This window comes from Cytophaga aurantiaca DSM 3654 (assembly GCF_000379725.1).
Classification (GTDB): Bacteria; Bacteroidota; Bacteroidia; order Cytophagales; family Cytophagaceae; genus Cytophaga; species Cytophaga aurantiaca.
Map to the genome: position 1 here is coordinate 24,199 of NZ_KB903620.1, position 17,794 is coordinate 41,992.

Consider the following 17,794-nt stretch of genomic DNA (forward strand, 5'->3'; position numbering starts at 1 on the left):
TCATTTAGTCCTTGACAAATCAGGAAATTGCCGATATACTTTCACTTACAGCATCTCTTATGGAGCTGCATGATGAAAACCCATTTAAAGTCCGATCGATACAGAGTGCCGGATTTAATATTGAAAAAATTGAAATTTCATTATCTACACTTCCTCTTGCCGAACTTGAAAAGCAGGAAGGCATTGGAAAAAGCATTGCTGCCAAAATTGTCGAGCTTACCCAAACAGGCAAACTAACCGAGCTTGAAGCCTTGCGCGCCAATACACCTGAAGGCATTATTGAGTTGCTTGAAATCAAAGGTATTGGTCCAAAGAAAGTAAAAACACTTTGGAAAGAATTAGAGATCACCAATAAAGAAGAATTGCTGGAAGCCTGTAAGAATAACTCTGTTGCGAAACTCAAAGGTTTTGGAGAAAAGACACAGGATAATATTATACAGGTACTTCAATTTGTAATGAAGCAATCTGATAAGTTTTTATACGGCGATGTTGAAGCCCTTGCATTTCAACTGGAGAAAAAATTAAAAACAGATATTGATGCCAGCACGCAGCTTTGTGGCGAGATGCGCAGAATGATGGAGACGATCGATCGTTTTTCCTTTTTAATAGCAGCTCCAAATGCGGCAATCATTTTTTCAAAACTTTCAGCAACATCGTATCTTACAGAAGACGCTGCTAAATCCGGCTTATACAGATGGGCAGGCACATATGCTGAGAAAAACATTCCTATTGAAATTCATATAACAACTGCGGATCGATTCGGCTCGGAGTTGTTTAAACTTTCTTCCGGCCCAGGGCATGTACGTTTAAAATCTTCTTCCGGAAAAACGTATCTGCATACTGCTGATGCAAAATCGTTTGCTACAGAAGAAGAAATATACGCTGCATTAAACCTGCCGTTCATTCCTTCTGAATTACGTGAAGGATACAGAGAATTAAAGCTTGTTGAAGAAAACCGTTTGGCTGAATTAATTACCGATAAGGCTATTCAAGGCAGCTTCCACAACCACTCTACCTATAGCGACGGTCAGCATACGCTTGAGGCGATGACTAAAGCATGCATTGACTTAGGATATTCGTATTTCGGAATCTCGGACCATTCCAAATCTGCTTTCTATGCAAATGGACTGAACGAAGAACGTGTTAGTAAGCAGCATGCGGAAATAGATTCATTAAACGCTTCGTTGACAGGAATAAAAATATTCAAAGGAATTGAATCTGACATTCTCAACGATGGCGCATTGGATTATGCTGATGATGTATTAAAATCGTTCGACTTCATTGTTGCTTCAATCCATTCAAATTTAAAAATGACGGAAGAAAAAGCAACGCAACGTTTAATCACAGCGATTGAAAATCCACATACAACCATGCTTGGTCACCCGACCGGCAGATTGTTGTTAAAGCGCGAAGGCTACCCGATTAATCATAAAAAGATCATAGATGCCTGTGCAGCAAACAATGTAATCATTGAGATCAATGCTCATCCTTGGCGCCTGGATATGGATTGGCGGCACATTGGTTATGCGCTCGACAAAGGCTGTATTATAAGCATCAATCCGGATGCGCACGAGAAAAATGGTTTAGCAGATGTTCATTTTGGAATCTGTGTTGCACGTAAAGCTGGGCTTTGTGTTGAGCAAACATTTAATGCCTGGTCGTTAGACAAAGTAAGTGCGTGGTTATCTTCTAAAGGCAAATAATCGCGCGGGATATCAACTATGAAAATTTTAATTCTTCGTTTTTCATCTATTGGAGATATTGTTTTAACAACGCCTGTAATAAGGTGTTTGAAAAAACAATTACCAAATGCCGAAATACATTATGCAACGAAGAATACTTTCAAAAGTATTTTAGAAAATAATCCTTACGTTGATAAAGTACATGTATTAAGTACATCCACAACAGAGTTGATCAATGAACTGAAACTAGAAAAGTTTGATGTAGTTATTGATCTGCATAAAAATATCCGCACGCTGAAAATCAAATGGGCGCTCAAGGCTAAGAGTTATTCATTTGACAAATTAAATATACAGAAGTGGTTGTTTGTAAATTGGAAGTTTAAAACAATGCCCGACAAACATATTGTTGATCGATATCTGGAAACCATGCATACATTAGGTATAAAAAATGATGGCGGGGGTTTAGATTATTTTATTCCGAAAAAAGATATTATAGATCTGGCAAGTCTACCTGACGTATATAGAAGCAAAGGGTATGTAGCTATTGCGATAGGGGCACAACATGCAACAAAGCGTTTACCCGAAACGAAGTTAAAAGAACTCATTAAAAAAATCTCACTTCCGATATTGTTATTAGGCGGTAAAGAAGACACTCCTATGGGTGATATACTCGTCAGCCATTTTTCAGCTTCAAAAAACATTTTAAATACCTGCGGCACATACAACTTAAATCAATCGGCATCGTTGGTTGAACAAAGCAATTATCTATATACACATGACACCGGCTTAATGCACATTGCAGCCGCATTGAAAAAACGTATCATTTCTATTTGGGGCAATACCGTTCCGGAGTTTGGCATGTATCCTTATAAAACAGAATATGTTTTATGGCAGGTTCAAGATCTTAGCTGCAGACCCTGTTCAAAAATCGGCTTTAATACGTGTCCTAAAAAACATTTCAAATGTATGAACGAACAAATACTTCCCGTGCATGAGATTGAAGACATCTGGTCTTAATTAACAAATCTATCCATCTCCTATTTAGATAAAGCGCAATGAATTTAAAAGATATTTTTAAAAAGAGGCCTATTGATCCGGATACCTGTTTGATCTTATTGGGACACTTCTTTATGCTCCTTTTAGTTTATCTATCTGTATACTTTTATGCTGAGCGTGTTTTATATTACGATTCCGCGTATCAATGTTTTCAGCTTATTAATTCTGAATCTTATAATATTGAAGCCGGGCGCTGGAGTACGATCCTTGTCCAGACCTTTCCGCTTATAGCAATCAAACTAGGCCTTCCGCTTAAAACTGTATTGATCACCTACTCGTTGTCTTATGTATTGATAGGTTATATCGTCTTTATCATTAATGCACATCTATTAAAAAACACTGTTGCGAGTACAGCTGTTTTATTCCTCTATACAGTATGTATCCAAGATTCATTTTATTATTGTGTTACAGAATTGCCCGTTGGAATGTTATTTACCACAACATTTTATGCCTGGCTCTTTTATCCGGAAAAAACGCAGAAGCAGATTCATCCTGTTATCTATGTAGGTGTTGCGACAATCCTATTGCTGATTTGCTTCTTCTTTCACCCAATGACATTCTTTTCAATCGTATTTATCATTGGCGTTTATTTACTACATACCAAAAAATATAAAAATCCCCGTATCATTGTTTTGCTGTTGATTACTTTCATCCTTTATGCATCAAAGATTCTATTTACAAGCAGTGCTTCTTATGAAGGTAATCTATTCGGACAACTCAACAGCACTCCTGAATTAATAAGTCAGCTGCTGTCTCTGGATAGTACAAAATTCTTCATACTGCGTTTATTCAGTTTGTATTTAATTGTTACTCTTCTTCTTTTTGCTATTACGGCATACTACATTGTAAAAAAGAATTGGCTTCTTTTGGGTTGGTTTGCTTTAAATACAGGAGGATTTCTACTGATTTGTTTCATCACCTTCAATAAAGGAGACAGTCACATTGCGATGGAAAAATATTTCATGCCATTATCTTTCTTGGTTGCCATCCCATTTTTGCAGGATATTATGTCTACTAAAAAAATACAGCTGGTAGCCCTACTCTTCTGTCTGTTTATATTTTGCAGAGGAATCAATAAAATTTATTTAGCAAAAAATTATTTTGAACATCATCTTGAGTATGTTGACACCTTAATTCATCTTGCGCATTCACAATCAACAAAAAAACTATTGGTATTTAAAGACGACATTGATCAAAACTATACAACCTGGGCATGCGGGACAGAAACGTTATTGCGATCTGCATTAAATACAAAACAGGAACAAACAACAGTCTATCTGACTGATAAAAATGAACCTGACCAAATTAATACCAAAGATTCCGTACTTTTCCTTTGCGTTCCTTTCTACCGAAATTGGAATCAAAACGATCTGAATAAAAAATATTTCAACTTACCTCTTCAACCCTATCTTGTCAATCAAAAAAATGCCTCAGGACTTTGATCTAAAAGCATAAAAAAAGGACTTAAAACTAAGTCCTTTTTTTATAATGTGGCAAGTGAGTAATTAGATTCTTTTAACATCTACTGCATTAACTCCTTTTTTACCTTCAACAATTTCAAATTCAACTTTGTCGTCTTTTGTAATTTGTTCTTTCAATCCAGAAACGTGTACAAAAATTTCCTTGTTGCTTGCATTGTCTAGTATAAAACCAAATCCTTTGGTTTCATTGAAGAATTTTACTGTTCCCGTATTCATAATGGTATTGTAATTAATTGAATACTAAAGTTATGAATAAAAATTAATATACAAAGAAAATCGTCATTTTTTTTACATCCATTCGTAGTCAGGGAGTTGTATTTTTGCCTTTCAATTGCCCTTTCTATGCTACTATAGCAGATTGAGCAAAAATTCATAAATTAGTAGGTTAATACTCTATATTGGCTGTTATCAAATGGATTTATTGTTATAGTACCACTAAATAAAGAAGTTAATATTCCAAGCATAAACACAATGGATAATTCTAAGGTGAAATTCATGGATTTTAGCCCGGTTTTGGAACATTACTATCTCATCTGTTTTCCTGAAAAATCTACTTCAAAGTAACTAATAAATGAAATTCATTTTTTCTAAAATCTCTTTATTCATCATTGCCATCGCAATGATTTATATTACAGCAACTGTTCAAAGATATAGAAATACAGTTATAGAATGGGATGTGATTTCTTACTATTCCTATCTTCCGGGTTTATTTATTTATAAAGATTTAACTTTTTCTTTTTTAGATAAAGATATACCGGAAGGGGTTACAATCTGGACCAATATGACGGACGACAATAAACGTGTCGTTAAAATGTCCTGTGGCCTGGCAATACTTTATGCTCCTTTTTTTCTCGTAGCTCATGGTATTGCCTTGTTGCAACCAGATATGTATTTGCCCAACGGCTATTCAATGATTTATTCTTTATTTTTAGTTTTGTCCAATATCTGTTACACATTTATTGGATTTGTTTTCTTACGCAAAATTTTGTTGCGCTACTTCTCCGATGTAGTTACAGCACTCACCTTGCTTAGTATTTACTTCAGTACGAATCTTCTTAATTATTCTTTATTTGAATTAATGTCTCACAGTTATTTATTCTGTTTGATTACAATATTTATTTATTTAACAATCAATTGGCATGAAAAAACAAGTATTAAAAACAGTATTGCCATTGGTTTATTGTTAGGTTTAATCACTCTGGTCAGACCTATTGATTGCATCATTTTAATAGTATTTATTTTTTATGGAATATCTTCAAAAAATGAATTGCAAAACAAAATTCAATTCTTTTTGCGCAGTCGTTTGCAATTATTCGTAATAGCATTTTCTGCATTTCTAATTTTGTGCATACAGATGGCTTACTGGAAATATGCAACCGGGCATTTTTTATTTTGGTCTTACACTAATGAACGTTTTTATTGGCTGAATTCGCACGTATTCCAAGGATTGTTCGGTTTTAGAAAAGGATGTTTTATTTACAATCCAGTTTTATTTTTTGCAACACTGGGACTAATATTATCATATAAATATGTTCGTCAATTTACCATAGGCGCGATACTGCTATTCGTAATATTTACATACATAATTTTTGCCTGGTGGTGCTGGTGGTATGGAGGTGGACTCGCTTGCAGACCTATGATTGACTTGTATGGGATCTTAGCAATTGGTTTTGCAGTATTTCTAACATATCTGTTTCAATTAAAAAATAACTTAATAAAATACAGTATTGGGCTACTTCTGATTTTTTGCTTTGTATATGGCACAATGACTAACAGGCAATATTATACGCGTACGTTGCATTACGACAGCATGACCTTTGCATCCTGGAAAGCAAATTTTATGACAACCGAAGTGCGCCAGGAATTTTGGGATGGCTTAGAACATCCGGACTATGATAAAGCCAGTTATGAAGGAATCGATGCAATTGAAAAAGAAAATAAATAATAAAAAAGCCCCTCTGATTTGAGGGGCTTTTTTATTATTTATTAAGTAAGAACGATTTCAGTTTTTCAAAATCATTTTCGATCACAATCGATTCTTTCTTTTTGTTTGCAACTTCCTGCAAGCGTGCCGGAATTTCAACATCCTTTTCAATGATGTCGTTTACTACTTCAATGAACTTTGCGGGATGTGCCGTTGCTAAGAAAATACCTGTAGCATCTTTACCGCTCTCTTTGAAATATTCTTTCAAGCCTAAATAACCGACTGCTCCATGCGGATCCATTACATATCCTGTAGCTTTGTACACGGACTTAACAGCTGCAGCGGTTGCCTCATCTGTATATGCTTTACCAACCACATCTTTCCGCAAGGCGTTAATATCTTTACCATACAATTCAATCACACGCGGATAGTTGCTTGGATTTCCAACATCCATTGCATTGCTGATTGTTGCTATAGAAGGCTTCGCTTCAAATACACCTGTATTGATATACTTCGGCATGATGTCGTTTACGTTTGTTGATGCAACAAACATATCAACCGGCAAGCCCATTTTTTTCGCGATCAAACCGCCGCAAATGTTTCCGAAGTTGCCGCTTGGCACAGAGAATACAACCTTCTTTCCTAATTTCTTAGCCTGTGCATACGCATAGAAATAGTAGAACGACTGTGGAATCAATCGGCTAATGTTAATAGAATTTGCAGAAGACAAATTGATCTTCGATGTAATTTCTTTATCTAAGAACGCTTGTTTCACCATACGCTGACAATCGTCAAACGTACCCAACACTTCAAGTGCTGTGATATTTTTGCCAAGTGTAGTAAGTTGTTTCTCCTGAAGATCGCTTACCTTTTTGCTTGGATATAGAATTGTTACTTTAATGCCTGCCTTGTCTAAGAAGCCTTGCGCCACAGCACTACCTGTATCTCCGGAAGTTGCAACCAGAATCATAATCTCCGTCTTTTCTTTTTGTAAGAAGTAAGACATTAACCGCGCCATGAAACGTGCGCCAAAATCTTTAAATGCTAACGTCGGACCATGGAATAATTCAAGCACATAAATATTGTCTTCAACCTTTATAACCGGCGCTTCAAAGGTCAATACATCGTCAACAATGCTTCTGATTTCCTTTTCAGGAACTTCATCACCGATCAATGTTTTGCATACTTCAAAAGCAATATCCTGAAACGAAAGTTTGTCGATGTTTTCAAAAAAAGATGCAGGCAATGTCGGAATACTTTCCGGCATGTATAAACCATTGTCATCCGGCAAGCCTTTGAATACGGCTTCTTTCAAATTTACTTCAGGTACCTGATGATTTGTACTGTATAGTTTCATTTTTTTATGCTTAAGGCCTAAAGCTGAAGGCTAAAGGCGAATATTTCAATTAATAAACTTATTGTTTTGCTTTAGGCATTTAGCTTTAAGCCTTCGGCTTAAATAATTTTTGGTCCTTGCTGATTTACCGTCGACACATATACATCGGTGCCAATATTAATTGCGTCAAAGCTTTTTTTCATTGCCTGTCCGATTTTGTTAGCTGTCTCTTGATCTGTACTCAATGCAAAGATCGAAGGACCCGAACCAGAGATAGAACATCCCAATGCACCAGCATCCAATGCAGCTTTTTTCACATCATCAAATCCGGGAATCAATACCGAACGTGCAGGTTCAACAATAAGATCCTGCATAGAACGACCGATCAAACTTGTATCGTTCATTAGCAAGCCTGCAACCAAACCGCCTACATTACCCCACTGAGCAACAGCTAAACTTAATGGAATTTGTTTTGGAAGTATGTTGCGCGCATCTTTTGTCTGCACTTCAACATGTGGGTGGATAATGGTTGCATATAAATTTGATGGAACAGTAAGTTTAACCACATCTAATGGATCATAACTTCTTACCAATACAAAACCACCATACAAACATGGCGCAACGTTATCTGCATGTGCTGAACCGCAAGCCAAAAATTCACCTTCCATTGCAAACGGAAGAAGATCTTTCACTTCCATTTTATTGCCTAGCAATTGATTGATCGCATACACGCCAGCAACCGTAGATGCAGCACTTGAACCCAATCCACTCCCCAACGGCATTTTCTTAGTCAGTTCAATTTCAATTCCTTGTTCGATACCTAATTTTTCTAAATAACGAAGTATAGAAATACTAACGGTATTTTTTTCGGCATCTTTTGGCAAGCGTCCGCCATCTCCTGTAATCGAAGTAATGCGTACGCCTTTTTTATCTGATAAGCGAAGAAGTACTTCGTCGCCGGGATTATCTACAGCAAAGCCCAGCACATCGAAACCACACGAAACGTTGGCTACAGTAGCAGGGGCAAATACTTTTATACTATCTTTCATATTAAATAAGTTTTAAGTTTTATGTATTAAGTTTTAAGATTTTAAAAATTAACATACATGGTATGTTAGAACTTCTTAAAACTTAAAACCTAGAACTTAAAACTTTTACCCTTTTAGGTAATTGCTGATACGGATGATATCTCCAAACACACCTGCTGCAGTAACTTCTGCACCGGCTCCAGGACCTTTGATCACCAATGGTCTCTCTTTGTATCTTTCTGTTGTATATGCAATCATGTTGTCACTTCCTGAAAGCGAGAAGAATGGGTGCGTACCATCAACTGCTTGTAAGCTCACTTCCGCTTTACCGTTTTCAAGTTTTGCAATGAAGCGTAATACTTTGTTTACTTTATCTGCTTCGTCGCGTTTCTTAGAAAACACGTTATTGTTTTTCTCTAATTCAACGAAGAATTCTTCAACCGTTTTTGCTTTTAGACACGAAGCAGGAAGAATATTTTCAACAATTACATCATCAAACTCTAAACTGAACCCTGCTTCACGTGACAAGATCAAGATCTTACGTGCAACATCTTTCCCATTGAGATCGTCTCTTGGATCCGGTTCCGTAAATCCTTTTTCCTTTGCTTCTTTAACAATGTCGCTGAATTTTTTATCTCCTTTGAAATTGTTGAAGATATATGATAGTGTGCCTGACAATACCCCTTCAATACGAATAATTTTATCGCCACTATCTTTTAAATCGTTCAACGTATTAATCACTGGAAGTCCTGCACCAACGTTTGTTTCATACATCAACTTCACGCCACGCTTAAAAGCAGTTTCCTGAAGCTTTTTGTAATCCTTAAACAAGCCTGAATTTGCAAGTTTGTTTGGTGTAACAATAGAAATGCTTTCATCTAAAATATTATGATAGAATGAAACCACATCTTTGTTTGATGTATTATCAACAAAAATTGAGTTGCGAAGATTCAAATCAACCATGCGTTTTACAAACTCTTTTAAGTTTGCCTTCTCACCTTGCTCTTCTAATTTTTCTTTCCAGCTTGTTAATGCTACACCATTTTCATTGATAAGCATTTTCTTGCTGTTTGCTAAACCAACCACGTTGATCTTAAATCCTTTTTCTTTTAAAAGATATGCACCTTGTTTCTGCAACTGCTTCAACAAAGCACTACCGATCAAACCAACACCAATAACAAATACGTTGATTGTTTTTACATCACTCAGGAAGAATGATTCATGAATAACATTCAATGCTTTTGTCAGATCTTCTTTGCCGATCACTACAGACAAGTTAATCTCTGAAGAACCTTGTGCGATTGCAACAACGTTGATACCGTTCTTTCCTAATGAAGAAAATAATTTACCTGCAATGCCCGGTGTGTGACGCATGTTATCACCTACTACTGCAACAATTGCTAAATTATCTTTTTCATGAAGCTTATCTATTTTACCTGCTTTGATTTCATGTTCAAACTCTTCATCTACTGCAGCTTTCGCTTTAACAGCTTCTTTGGAGTCGATCACAAAACAGATTGAATGCTCTGACGATGCCTGTGTAATTAAAATTACATTGATAAGATTTCTTGCCAATGCACCGAACAAACGTCCTGACACACCTGGCACACCCACCATACCGCTTCCGGTTAAGTTCAACATTGAAATGTTTTCAATGGATGAAATACCTTTTACAGAATGATCGGTTACACTTGTTTTCGCATTGATCAATGTTCCTTCAAATGCAGTATTGAATGTATTTTTAATCCAGATCGGAATATTTTTTTTGAATGCCGGCTGCAACGTTGGCGGATAAATAACCTTCGCGCCAAAGTGCGACATTTCCATTGCTTCGATGTATGAAACCTGCGGAAGTGTGAACGCGCGTTTTACTTTGCGTGGGTCAGCAGTCATGATACCGTCTACGTCTGTCCATATTTCTATGCCTTCGCTATCAAGCGCAGCACCAAATACAGAAGCTGTATAGTCAGAACCTCCACGACCTAATGTTGTTGTTTCACCTTTCTCCGTTGAACCGATAAAGCCTGTAGTTACCACACTCGACTTAACATCTTTGAAATAATCTTTGATTGCTTTGTCTGTTTTTTTGAAATCAACTTTCGCTGAACCAAAACCATTGTCTGTAACAATTACTTTACGCGCGTCTAAGAACGTAACGTCAACACCTTCCTGCTTTAAGAATTCTGAAACCAAGTACGAAGAAAGACGCTCGCCAAAGCTCAATACCAAATCGTTCGAGCGCGGAGATAATTCTTTCAATAAGTAAACACCTTGCAATAAATCCTGAAGTTCGTTCAATACCAATTTAAGCTGTGCAATAACTTTACCTTGATTCTTAACATCAATTAATGTCTTTGCCGTGCTTACGTGTTTCTGTTCAATCGTCTTTAAAATCTGCTGGTATGAAATATCCGTAGCGGATGCCTTCTGACCTACTTCAACTAATAAATTTGTTATTCCTGACATAGCAGAAAAAACAACTACAAACTTTTCCTTCTTTTTATAAGAAGAAAGAATTTCTGCGACTTTACGGATGCTCTCTACAGAACCTACAGAGGTACCGCCAAACTTTAACACTTTCATAGTATTGGTATTATCTTAATAAAAATACTTGCAAAAATAGTGTTTTTTAAGGTTTTTCGGGAACAAAAGGATAGTTAATTCGGCAGATTTTGTTAAATAACTAAAAATCGATTGTAATTTTATAACTCTTTGATTTATACGCATAAAAAAGTCCTGCCGATCCCGATCCCGATAGCTATCGGGATCGGGATCGGCAGGACTTTCAAATACTGTATTAATAATTTCTATTAAAAGAATTCTTTCATGCGTTCAAAGAACGACTTATCATTCTTGCCCGGATTTGGTTTGAAGCTTTCTGAATCTTTTATCGATGATAAAATTTCTTTTTCTTCTTTTGTAAGTTCCTGCGGAGTCCACACGTTCACATAAATCAGTTGATCACCTTTCTGATAACTGTTTACGTCTTTTAAACCTTTTGAACGCAAGCGTAAAATCTTGCCGCTTTGTGTACCCGGTTCAATTTTAATTTTAACCTTACCATCTACCGTAGGTACTTCAATGCTTGTTCCAAACACGGCATCAAAGAACGTTACATATAGTTCATAAATAATATTTAAGCCATCACGCTTTAATAATTCGTCTTCGATCTCTTCAATCAAGATCAATAAGTCGCCGGCAACGCCGCCTCTAGGAGGCATGTTTCCTTTGCCACTCATCGACAATTGCATACCGTCTACAACGCCAGCAGGAATTTTGATTGTAATGGTCTCTTCCTTTTCAATTGTACCTTGTCCGTGACATGAGGTACATTTATCTTTAATGATCGTACCTTCTCCGCTACAAGTTGAACATGTCACTGCAGACATCATTTGGCCAAGCATGGTATTTACTACCTTCTTAACCTGGCCGGTTCCATTACATGTACCACACTTCTGTACCGAACTATTTTTAGCTCCTGTGCCGCTACATTCGTCGCAGGCAACCTGGCGCTTCACTTTTATTTTCTTTTCACAACCGTTCGCAATTTCTTCTAAGTTCAATTTCAACTTAATGCGAAGATTGCTTCCCTTACGTACGCCTCTGCCACGGCTTGAACCGCCGCCACCGAAGAAACTTTCAAATGGAGAACCGCCTCCGCCAAACACATCGCCGAACTGAGAGAATATGTCATCCATATTCATTCCGCCACCACCGTAACCGCCGCCGCCTGCAGCCTGATGACCATATTGATCATAACGCTGTTTCTTCTCAGGCGAACTTAATACTTCATATGCTTCCGCTGCTTCTTTGAATTTTTCTTCAGCGGCCGGATTGTCTGGGTTTTTATCCGGGTGATATTTAATCGCCAATTTACGGTACGCTTTTTTTATCTCGTCCGCAGATGCTGATTTAGAAATTTCCAGTACTTCGTAATAATCTCTCTTTGCCATTTCTTAAGCTCCAATAACAACCTTCGCGTATCTGATTACTTTTTCGCCAAGAAGGTATCCCTTTTCAACTTCGTCAACTACTTTACCTTTCAAATCCGGTGTTGGTGCAGGTATCTGAGTAATCGCTTCGTGTAACTCCGTATCAAAAACTTCGCCTTGCGCATTCATAGCAGTAAGGCCTTTTTGCTGAAGTGTTTTATTGAATTTATTATGAATCAATTCAACACCTTCGCGTAATACTTTTGTTTCTTCTGTAGCAGGAATGTTTTTTAATGCACGATCAAAATCATCAATGATCGGAATTAAGCTGCTCATCAAATCTTCGTTTGCTGTTTTCAACAAATCGATGCGTTCTTTGCTTGTACGTCTTTTGTAGTTGTCAAATTCAGCGTACAATCTGACATATTTATCTTTCCAATCAGCCGCATCAGCTGTTGCTTTTTCTAATTCTGTCAATTCTGGTGCCTTTTCCGCAGTTTCTGCAACTACTTCTTTTTCAGCAGAATTATCCAATTGATCTTCGTTAATTTCTTCGTTTGCCATAATTATAATATGATTGACAAGAAAGGCTTGTCAATAAGTTTGCCAAGCTATTTTTCTGACAATATGACACCGCCCAACTCGTTAAGTTTTAATCCATGAAGTCATTTTTAGGTTTATTCATGGTTGTCCATAATAAATCCTTCAATTCCGTTAATCCCTGATTTAAATAAGAAGAGAAAAATACGGTCTGGACTCCTTTAGGAAGTTCTTTCTTAATTTCCTCTTTCAATTCATCGTCCAGCATGTCTGATTTTGAGATCGCAAGAATACGATCTTTGTGCAGCAATTCCGGATTGTATTTCTGAAGTTCGTTCAATAATATTTCATATTCAGCACGGATATCTTTTGAATCGGCAGCTATTAAAAATAATAAAATTGAATTTCGTTCAATGTGTCTCAGGAAGCGGATCCCAAGGCCTTTGCCTTCTGCAGCGCCTTCAATAATACCCGGAATATCGGCCATGATAAACGATCGATAGTCGCGGTATTTTACAACACCTAAATTCGGCACCAATGTGGTGAACGCATAGTCTGCAATTTCAGGTTTTGCAGCAGATACTTTCGATAGCAATGTAGATTTTCCGGCATTTGGAAAACCAACCAAACCAACATCAGCCAATACTTTCAATTCCAGAACCACCCATGCCTCTATACCCGGTTCTCCCGGTTGTGCATAGTGAGGTGCCTGGTTTGTTGATGTTTTGAATTGTTCGTTACCCAAACCACCTCTACCTGCCGGTATCAGAATAAGTTCCTGCCCGTCTTCCGTGATCTCTGCAATCTTTTCACCTGTTTCCGGATCACGTGCTATGGTACCCAGCGGTACTTCTACAATCTGATCTTTACCTTGTGCTCCCGATGCTCTGTTTGTGCCACCACGTTCGCCATCTTCGGCCATAATGTGTTTGGTGTATTTCAAGTGCAGTAAGGTCCACAACTGAACGTTACCTCTCAATATAATGTGCCCTCCACGGCCGCCGTTTCCGCCATCCGGACCACCAAGCGGTGTATGTTTTTCCTTGCGAAAATGTGTAGCACCCGCGCCCCCTTTACCGGAGCGGCAGCATACTTTTACGTAATCTATAAAGTTGGATGAAGCCACTTTTTTTTGCTTAAAGCTAAAGGCGAAAAGCTGAATGCTTAACGCTTAACCAGGTGAAATGAATAACACAGATTGAAAACTATATATTTCAATCTGTGTCGTGATATAAATGAATTATTATTTTGCTGAATCTACCGCTTTACAGATTGCTGTAAAGATTGTTTCGATCTCGCCAATGCCTTGTACTTTCACAGCCTTGCCCTGTGCTTCGTAGTATGGCAATACATGAATGGTTTTCTGAAAATATTCGTCGATGCGTTTCAATACTTTTTCTGCATCATCATCGGCACGGCCGGAAGTTTGTCTGCGAATTTCAATGCGTTTTTTTAACTCATCTTCATTCACATCTAAGGCAATCACAGAATGAATTTTTGTATTCAATGTAGTTAACATTCCATCCAGCACTTCTGCCTGATGAACGGTTCTTGGAAAGCCGTCAAAGATAAAACCGGTTGCTCCGGCATTTGCTTCGATAGCAGCTTTTAAAATTCCAACAGTAACTTCATCGGGCACTAATAAACCATTATCGATATATTCTTTCACCTTCACTCCCAGTTCGGTTTTACGCGAAATGTGATCGCGAAAAATGTCACCGGTAGATAGATGCGCTAATTTATATTTAGCAATTAATTTTTCACTTTGAGTTCCTTTACCTGCTCCCGGAGGGCCAAATAAGACAATATTCAACATATTAATTCTTTTTTATTCTTTTGAAGTTACAAAAATACGCTTTTTCGGTGAAAGGGTAAGATGTCTGAACCAGGATTTATGTGATTTCTATGATTTTTATGAGTATTCGATGTAATGTTGAGCATATAATCACATTGAAATTTATTTTGTATTAATCCAACATCATTTTCTATCAGTTAAATCAGCTTAATCAATGGTTCAGACTTACATTTTTTCCATCAAATGCTTATACAACGCCACCATGGATTCAATGTCCTTTTTATGAACGCATTCATTTGGTGTATGAGCGTCTTTTTCAGGTGCGCCAATAAAACACCAGTCCCAGGGATAGGGCGAAAGCTGCAATTCACGTCCATCGCTGGCGCCTGCTCCTTCCACTTCCAACTGAAACGGAATAGTCGTTTGCTTCGTCAATTCAATAATCTGATTTACATATTTTTTACGTGGGATCATGCGGTCGCGCATCGAAATGGCAACACCCTTGCCGGCTTCCACGCCATCTGTCACCCAAGTGATATCGCAGATCAGCGACTGCTTTACCTGAAACGTCTCATAGATCCAGCGTGCCAGATACGCTACAGAGCCTCCGCCATGTTCTTCCCAACAGGTAAAAGCAATGATTCCGTTTTCCAACGTTTTCGCCACTTCCAAGGCTGTCCATACGCCCAAACGATCATCCAGGTATGGACTCAGTATGTAATCGCCTTCATCTCTAAAATTGGGAGCGAATGTCAATTCCGTCCCTCTATCAATGATGCGGCCCGCTTCAACAATCCATTCTTCCTCAACAATTCTTAATGTTCCGCGAATTTCGCCTTTAGAATCTTTTCCAACCAATTGATATCCTTCTTTCGCAGATGACGAACCGATCGGATGCAGGTGATTGTTGTATGAAACTGTAAAACCTATTGAGTCCATATGCGCAAAGATTGCTGTTTGTGGCTTGCCAAATACAAGCACAATACAATCCTGCAAATCTCCATCGTGATATATCGTTGGTTTATGTGACCATTGACCTACGTTTTTACGTATGTAATCAAGTATAAAATCCTTTAGCGGTTCTTCATTCCCTGAAGGTGCGTGTATAGAACACAATTCTTTTAAAAGTTGCATAGGTATATTAATTGCTCAAAGGAATAAATGTACATTTGTTTCGTTAAAATTATACAATGATTTTGAATAGTAAAATTTACATGACAAGGTATCTGTTTTTATTTATTACATGTTTAGCATCTTTAAGTTGTTTCTCACAAGACGACGAAGAGATGTTGTTGTCGAACAACTCCATTCAACTGGAAGCTACAGATGCCATCAACAACATGTATAATTTTAAATTTGATAAAGCAGAAGAATATTTTTCATATCTCCAAACCCAATATCCGGAACATCCGATGCCTTACTTTTTAATGGGCTTGAGCAATTTCTGGAAGATGATGCCCTATAATGATACAAAACCTTTTGAAGATACATATGAAAAAGAATTTCTGAAATATATAGATCTCTCTATTGAAAAAGGAGAAGCCCTGTTTGATGAAGATGATAAAAATATTGAAGCTGCATTTTTTCTTTGTGCTGCACATGGTTTTAAAGGTAGATATTTTGCAGAACACAATGGATATGTTAAAGCTGCGTTTCAAGGAAAAAGTGCACTGCATTATCTTACCTATACAAAAGGCAAGGGCGATATGAGTCCGGAGTTTTTATTCGGTGAAGGTATTTTTAATTACTATGCTGAATGGATGAAAGAAGAATATCCGTTGTTAAAGCCATTAATAGGCATGTTCCCCAAAGGCAGTAAAAGTGTAGGTTTGTCGCAACTTACGGAATGTGCAAACAGCGCATTTTACACTCGTATTGAAGCGCAATATTTTCTGATGCGCATTTACAATAACGAAGAGAATAAGCCAAGAGCGGCTTATCCCTATGCAAAACATTTGAATGAAACATTTCCTGACAATCCTTATTTTCAGCGTGTGTACGCCCGTGCAGCGTGGGACATGGGTCATTATGCAGAATGCGAAAAAATTTGTTACGACATTAACTATAAGGTAAACATTGCCATGCCTGGCTATGAAGAAAACACAGGCAGATATGCAAGTTATTTTTTAGGAAGAATTTTATATGAGAAAGGTGAGCTGGAAAAATCTAAATTTTATTTACTGAAAACCTCTGTATTTGCCGAGTCCGGCGATATGGCCAAAATGGGATATTCGCTTTCAGCATATTATTATTTGGGCTTAATCGAAACACGTTTAGTGAATCATTCGGAAGCAGAAAAATACTTTTTAAAAGTAATTAAACTTGGCGAAGACAAAGGCGACAATGCAGCGGTATACAGCTATTCATTGGCTTCATGTCAGTTGGGTATTTTGTATGAAAAATTAGGTTATACTGACCGGGCAAAAGCCTATTACAAAAATGCGCTTCAACGGGTTAAAAAATTAGATGAAAAAACCTATTCGGCCACAATCAATGAAGTAACAAGAAATTGCAACGAAGGTATTGAACGGATGCGTAAAGCTAAGAAATAGGCATTACTTTGGAATCCTTGTATGTTGACAGGATAACCATTGACTGCATGTTTCCGATTTCTTCGATATCTACCAATTTATCTAAAATTAATTTTTGGTAAGAGTTAATATCTTTCGCTAGAATTTTCAATAAGAAATCTCCGGAACCTGTGATATGGTGGCATTCCACCACTTCAGGTATTTCATTCATCTGAGTAACAAACGACATGATCTGATGTTTTTTGTGACCGGATAAGGACACAGAAACAAATACAGCGGTACCAATGCCTAATAATTCACGTTCAACTTCAGCGTGATAACTTTTGATTATACCCATATTTTCCAGTTTTCGAACTCTTTCAAGAGTAGGAGCCGGAGACAAGCCAATCTCAGTTGCCAATTGTGAATTGGTGATTTTAGCATTCGCTTGAAGAATCTCAAGGATTTTCTTATCGATAGAATCTAATTTAATGCTCATTGTCGCTGAAT

At 37.4% G+C, this 17,794-nt stretch carries 15 protein-coding genes; 5 read left to right on the forward strand and 10 right to left on the reverse strand.

Annotated elements, in window-relative coordinates:
- Positions 1–11 precede the first annotated feature (11 nt).
- The 3 genes from polX to A3EE_RS0100140 are packed head-to-tail and all read left to right on the forward strand — an operon-like array spanning position 12 to position 4,180.
- Positions 12–1,703, forward strand: coding sequence for a DNA polymerase/3'-5' exonuclease PolX (polX, locus tag A3EE_RS0100130; RefSeq protein ID WP_018341384.1), 1,692 nt, complete (start codon positions 12–14; stop codon positions 1,701–1,703).
- Positions 1,704–1,721: 18 nt separating this feature from the next.
- Entirely contained in the window at positions 1,722–2,699 is a 978-nt protein-coding gene (locus A3EE_RS0100135) for a glycosyltransferase family 9 protein (RefSeq protein ID WP_018341385.1), read from the forward strand.
- 38 nt (positions 2,700–2,737) lie between these two features.
- Positions 2,738–4,180 (forward strand): hypothetical protein, encoded by a 1,443-nt coding sequence (locus tag A3EE_RS0100140; RefSeq protein WP_018341386.1) that lies wholly within the window; start codon positions 2,738–2,740, stop codon positions 4,178–4,180.
- Between the two features lie 63 nt (positions 4,181–4,243).
- On the opposite strand, the gene A3EE_RS0100145 is transcribed toward A3EE_RS0100140, so the two are convergent.
- Positions 4,244–4,435, reverse strand: a complete 192-nt coding sequence (locus A3EE_RS0100145) for a cold-shock protein (protein ID WP_018341387.1) — start codon at positions 4,433–4,435, stop codon at positions 4,244–4,246.
- A gap of 355 nt (positions 4,436–4,790) precedes the next feature.
- On the opposite strand from A3EE_RS0100145, the gene A3EE_RS0100150 reads away from it, so the two are divergent.
- Positions 4,791–6,164 (forward strand): hypothetical protein, encoded by a 1,374-nt coding sequence (locus A3EE_RS0100150; RefSeq protein ID WP_018341388.1) that lies wholly within the window; start codon positions 4,791–4,793, stop codon positions 6,162–6,164.
- A gap of 34 nt (positions 6,165–6,198) precedes the next feature.
- On the opposite strand, the gene thrC is transcribed toward A3EE_RS0100150, so the two are convergent.
- From thrC to A3EE_RS0100190, 8 genes are all read right to left on the reverse strand, one after another.
- Positions 6,199–7,500, reverse strand: a complete 1,302-nt coding sequence (gene thrC / locus A3EE_RS0100155; RefSeq protein WP_018341389.1) for a threonine synthase — start codon at positions 7,498–7,500, stop codon at positions 6,199–6,201.
- A gap of 98 nt (positions 7,501–7,598) precedes the next feature.
- Positions 7,599–8,528 carry a homoserine kinase gene (locus A3EE_RS0100160; protein ID WP_018341390.1) on the reverse strand — a complete coding sequence of 310 codons (930 nt, stop codon included), beginning with the start codon at positions 8,526–8,528 and terminating at the stop codon, positions 7,599–7,601.
- A 105-nt stretch (positions 8,529–8,633) separates the two neighbouring features.
- The gene (gene thrA, locus A3EE_RS0100165) at positions 8,634–11,090 is read right to left on the reverse strand and encodes a bifunctional aspartate kinase/homoserine dehydrogenase I (RefSeq protein WP_018341391.1); all 2,457 of its coding nucleotides are present in this window, start codon (positions 11,088–11,090) and stop codon (positions 8,634–8,636) included.
- Between the two features lie 227 nt (positions 11,091–11,317).
- A complete protein-coding gene (gene dnaJ / locus A3EE_RS0100170; RefSeq protein ID WP_018341392.1) occupies positions 11,318–12,460 on the reverse strand; it encodes a molecular chaperone DnaJ in 1,143 nt (380 codons plus the stop codon).
- Between the two features lie 3 nt (positions 12,461–12,463).
- Positions 12,464–13,003: a nucleotide exchange factor GrpE gene (locus A3EE_RS0100175; protein WP_018341393.1), complete on the reverse strand. Its 540-nt coding sequence runs from the start codon at positions 13,001–13,003 to the stop codon at positions 12,464–12,466.
- An 88-nt stretch (positions 13,004–13,091) separates the two neighbouring features.
- Positions 13,092–14,105 (reverse strand): GTPase ObgE, encoded by a 1,014-nt coding sequence (gene obgE, locus A3EE_RS0100180; protein ID WP_018341394.1) that lies wholly within the window; start codon positions 14,103–14,105, stop codon positions 13,092–13,094.
- A gap of 117 nt (positions 14,106–14,222) precedes the next feature.
- Positions 14,223–14,795, reverse strand: a complete 573-nt coding sequence (locus A3EE_RS0100185) for an adenylate kinase (protein WP_018341395.1) — start codon at positions 14,793–14,795, stop codon at positions 14,223–14,225.
- 204 nt (positions 14,796–14,999) lie between these two features.
- Entirely contained in the window at positions 15,000–15,908 is a 909-nt protein-coding gene (locus tag A3EE_RS0100190; RefSeq protein WP_018341396.1) for a M20/M25/M40 family metallo-hydrolase, read from the reverse strand.
- A gap of 80 nt (positions 15,909–15,988) precedes the next feature.
- Between A3EE_RS0100190 and A3EE_RS0100195 the strand changes: the two genes are divergently transcribed.
- On the forward strand, positions 15,989–17,326 hold the full coding sequence (locus A3EE_RS0100195) for a tetratricopeptide repeat protein (protein ID WP_018341397.1): 1,338 nt from the start codon (positions 15,989–15,991) through the stop codon (positions 17,324–17,326).
- On the opposite strand, the gene A3EE_RS0100200 is transcribed toward A3EE_RS0100195, so the two are convergent.
- Positions 17,316–17,783, reverse strand: coding sequence for an Lrp/AsnC family transcriptional regulator (locus A3EE_RS0100200; protein WP_018341398.1), 468 nt, complete (start codon positions 17,781–17,783; stop codon positions 17,316–17,318). The genes A3EE_RS0100195 and A3EE_RS0100200 overlap by 11 nt on opposite strands.
- Between the last annotated feature and the right edge of the window lie 11 nt (positions 17,784–17,794).